The organism is Frankia sp. CgJB1, assembly GCF_977947065.1.
Genome location: NZ_CDWTNB010000251.1, coordinates 1 through 4,655, shown reverse-complemented (window position 1 = coordinate 4,655; position 4,655 = coordinate 1). Strand labels below are relative to the sequence as shown.

The window sequence follows — 4,655 nt, the reverse complement described above, 5'->3', positions numbered from 1 at the left end:
GCGCTGGTCACCGCCGAGCGGACCCTGACCTACGGTGAGCTCGCGGCGGCGGCCGACGCCTTCGGGCGCCGGCTGGCCAGGCGCGGCGCCCGGCCCGGTTCCATTGTCGGGATCGCGCTGCCCCGCTCGGTCGACCTGGTCGTCGCGCTCGCCGGCGCCGCCCGGGCCGGCGCCGCCTACCTCCCGATCGACCCCGACTACCCGGCGGACCGGATCGCGTTCATGATCGAGGACGGGGCCCCGTCGGTGCTGGTCACCACGAGAGCGCTCGCCGCGCGGCTGCGGGTCGCGCCCGGGACGCGGCTCGTCCTGATCGACGAGCCCGAGCCCGAGCCCGAGGCCGACGCCGAGCCCGACGCCGAGGCCGACGCCGGCGCCGCGGCGGTGCCGGCCGCTGGATCGTGGCCGCCCGCCGTCGACGCGGACAGCCCGGTCTACGTGATCTACACGTCGGGTTCGACCGGCCGGCCGAAGGGCGTCCTGGTCGGCCACCGGTCCCTGGCGAACTTCCTGTCGTCGTTCGCCGAGACCGTGGGTATCGGGCCAGCCGACCGGGTCCTGGCCGCGACCACGCTGGGCTTCGACCCGAGCACGGTCGAACTGCTCGCCCCGCTGACCGTCGGCGCCTCGATCCATCTCGTCGAGGGCGGGGCGGCCCGCGACCCCTCGGAGCTGGCCCGGCTGCTGACCGCGGGCGCGGTGACGCTGGCCCAGACGACCCCATCGCGCTGGCGATCCATCCTTGACGCGGCTGCTGGGCCCTACCCGCGGGTGCGGGTCCTGTGCGGCGGCGAACCGCTGCCGGCCGACCTCGCCCGCGAGCTCACCGCCCGCGCGGAGAGCCTGACCAATCTGTACGGGCCGACCGAGACGACGGTCTGGGCGACGACCGGCCCGGTGCGAAGCGCCGACCGTGGGCGGCCGACGGTCGGCCGCCCACTGCGCAACACCCGGGCCTACGTGCTGGACGGCGCTCTCATGCCGGTACCGCCGGGCGTCGTCGGCGAGCTGTACCTTGCCGGCGCGGGCGTCGCCCACGGCTACCTGGCTCGGCCGGCGCTGGGTGCGTCCCGTTACGTCGCCAGCCCGTTCGGGACCGGCGAGCGGATGTACCGGACCGGCGACCTCGCCCGGTGGACGGCTAGCGGCGAGCTGGTCCTGGCCGGCCGCTCGGACGATCAGGTCAAGGTCCGCGGCTTTCGGGTCGAGCCGGGTGAGATCGAGGCGGTGCTCGACCGCCACCCGGCGGTCGCCCGCTGCGCCGTGGTCGTCCGCGAGGACGGGCCGGCCGGCCGGGCGCTGGTCGCCTACGTCATCCCAGCCGGGGCGGCAGCGGACGAAGCCGGCAGCGGGGCGCTCGCGGCGGCGCTGCGCGCCCACGTGGCGGCGGCGCTGCCCGACTACATGGTGCCGGCGGCCTTCGTAGCGCTGCCCGCGTTGCCCACTACCCCCGGCGGGAAGCTGGATCGCCGCGCGCTGCCCGCGCCCGATTTCCGGGCGGCGGCTCGGTCCGGCCGGGCTCTGCCTGCTCGGGCTCCGGCCACCCGGACCGAGGAGGTCCTGCGGGACGTCTTCGCGGCCGTGCTCGGCCAGCCCGACGTCGGCGTCGACGACTCGTTCTTCCAGCGGGGCGGCGACAGCATCCTGGCTTTCGCCGTGGTCACCCGGGCGGCTGCCGCCGGCGTGACGGTCGAGCTGGCCGACGTGTTCGCCGCGCCGACCGTCGCCGGCCTGGCCGCAGCGGCGGACGCCTCGGCCCCCGCGAACCAGGCGCTTTCAGAGCAGGCGCCTTCAGACCAGACGCCCGTGGGCTTGGCGCCCGTGGGCTTGGCCCCGGTCGACCCGGCGGACCTGGCCCGCTGGCGGGAGCGGCTGCCCGGCCTGACCGAGGTCTGGCCGCTGTCGCCGTCGCAGGCGGGGATGCTGTTCCACCGCCTCGTCGACGGGGACGACACGCCGGACGTCTACGTCATCCAGTTCGTCCTCGACCTGCGCGGCGACGCCGACGTCCTCGACCCTGAACGCCTGCGCGCGGCGTCGCGGGAGCTCGTCGCCCGGCACGACCTCCTGCGCGCCGCCGTCCTGGCCGACGGCGCCGCCCCGGCCCAGGCCATCCTGGACCGGGCCGAACCGGAGTGGACGATCGTCGACCTCTCCAGCTGGCCGGCCGCCGAGCGGTTGGCCGAGGCCGAGCGGCTGGTCGTGGCCGACCGGGCGGCGCGCTTCGATCTGACCACGCCGCCGCTCATCCGGTTCCTGTGGGTCCGCACCGGAGCGGACAGCGCCCGGCTGGCGGTCTGCGCCCACCACGTCATCCTGGACGGCTGGTCGCTGCCGCTGGTGCTGCGGGAACTGTTCACGCTGGCCGCCGATGCCGATGCCGATGCAGCCCCGCCGCCCCGGCCGCCCGCCGTCCGCTCGTACTCGGACTACCTGTGCTGGCTGCGGGCCCAGGATCGGGACGCCGCCCGCGCGGCCTGGCGGACCGAGCTGGCCGGCCTCGAGGGGCCGACCCTACTGGCCGCCGGCGGCGGCCACCGCGCCACGCCGGCGAGCGAGACGACCCCGAGCCCGGCCGCCGTCGACCGCGAGGCCAGCCCCGAGCTGGCCGCCCGCCTGGCCACGCTCGGGCGCGAGCGGGGACTGACGCTGAGTACCGTCCTGCGGGCGGCCCACGCGGTCCTGCTGGCCCGGGCAGCCGGCCGCGACGACGTCGTGTTCGGGGCGGCGACCGCCGGCCGGCCGGCGGCGCTGACCGGGGTCGAGGCCATGATCGGCCTGTTCGTCACCACCATCCCGGTTCGGGCCACCGTGACCGCCGGGGGGACGTTCGCCGCGCTGATGGCCGAGCTCCAGGCGGCCCAGGGCCGGCTGTTCGCCCACGAGCACCTCGGCCTGGCCGACATCCAGGCGCTGGCCGGCCAGGGGGATGCCTTCGACACCCTGCTCGTCCTGGAGTCCTACCCGTTCGCGGCGGCCACGCTGATCCCGCCGGGCGGCCCAAGGCTGGCCGCCGTCGACGGCCACGACGCCACCCACTACGCGCTGACCATCCGGGTGATCCCCGGCGACCGGTTGCGGCTCACCTTTGGCTACCAGCGCGGCGTCCTCGACGACGCGACCGTCGCCGGCCTGGCCGACCGGATGCTCGCGCTGCTCGAGGAGATCGCCACCGATCCCGACCGGCCGATCGGCGCCGTCGCCGCCCTGCCCACGGCCGAGCGGAGCCGGGCCGCCTTCCTCCCGCCGCCGCCGGCACCTGGGTGGGGCGCCGGCGCCACCCTGCCCGAGCTGTTCGAGGCCCAGGCCCACCGGACCCCGGACGCGGTCGCGCTGCGCTGGCGCGACGCCGAGCTCACCTACGCCGAGCTGGACGCGCGGGCCAACCGGCTCGCCCGCCTGCTCGCGGGGCGGGGCGTCGGCCCGGAGTCGGTCGTGGCGGTCGCGCTGCCCAGGTCGGCCGACCTGGTCGTGACGTTGCTGGCCGTCCTCAAGGCCGGCGGCGCGTACCTGCCGGTCGATCCGGCCTACCCGGCCGACCGGATCGCGTTCATGCTGCGCGACGCCGCGCCGGTCTGCGCGGTGACCACCATCGAGACCCGCGCGGCGCTGCCGGCCCGGGCGGGCGTGCCCCTGATCGCGCTGGACGACCCGCTGGTCGGGGCGGCGCTGGCCGAAGCGCCGGCCACCCCGCCGGACGGGGCGGGGCGGGCGCGCCCGGACAACCTCGCCTACGTCATCTACACCTCCGGCTCAACCGGCCGCCCGAAGGGCGCGCTGATCCCGCACCGCAACGTGGTGCGCCTGTTCGCCGACACCCGGGATCTCTTCCGCTTCGACGCCTCCGACGTCTGGACGCTATTCCACTCGGTGTCGTTCGACTTCTCGGTGTGGGAGCTGTGGGGGCCGCTGCTGCACGGCGGCCGGCTCGTCGTGGTCGACCACGACGTCTCCCGCTCGCCCGAGCAGTTCCTCGACCTGCTGCGGCGGGAGTCCGTCACCGTCCTCAACCAGACGCCGTCGGCCTTCGGCGCGCTGCGGGCGGCCGAGCAGGAGGCCGGACGGTCTGACCTCAGCCTCCGTCTGGTGATCTTCGGTGGCGAGGCGCTCGAGCTCGGCCGACTGGCCCCCTGGTACGAGCGCCACCCGGACGGCGCACCGACTTTGGTCAACATGTACGGGATCACCGAGACCACGGTGCACGTCACGTACCTGCCGCTGGACCGGGCCGGCGCGGCCGATGCCGCCGCCGACCGCCGGAGCGTGATCGGCGAGCCGCTGCGCGGCCTGCGCGCACGGCTCCTCGACCGCCACCTCGCCCCGGTCCCGCCGGGCGTCCCGGGGGAGATCTACGTCAGCGGCGTCCAGCTCGCGCGGGGCTACCTGGGCCGCTCCGGCCTGACCGCCACCCGGTTCGTGGCCGACCCCTACGGCGAAGACGGCGACCGGATGTACCGCACCGGCGACCTGGCCCGGCTGGGCCCGGACGGCTCGCTGGAGTATCTGGGCCGGGCCGACGACCAGGTCAAGATCCGCGGTTTCCGGATCGAGCCGGGCGAGATCGAGGCGGTCCTGGCCGCCGATCCGGCGGTGGAGCGGGCCGTGGTCGTCGCCGGGGAGGACAGCGCCGGCCGGCGCCGGCTGGTCGCCTACGT

At 76.4% G+C, this 4,655-nt stretch carries 1 protein-coding gene; it reads left to right on the top strand.

What is annotated here, in order from left to right:
• The coding region (locus AC08OT_RS19325; protein WP_476603153.1) for an amino acid adenylation domain-containing protein at positions 1–4,655 on the top strand (4,655 nt) is incomplete at both ends.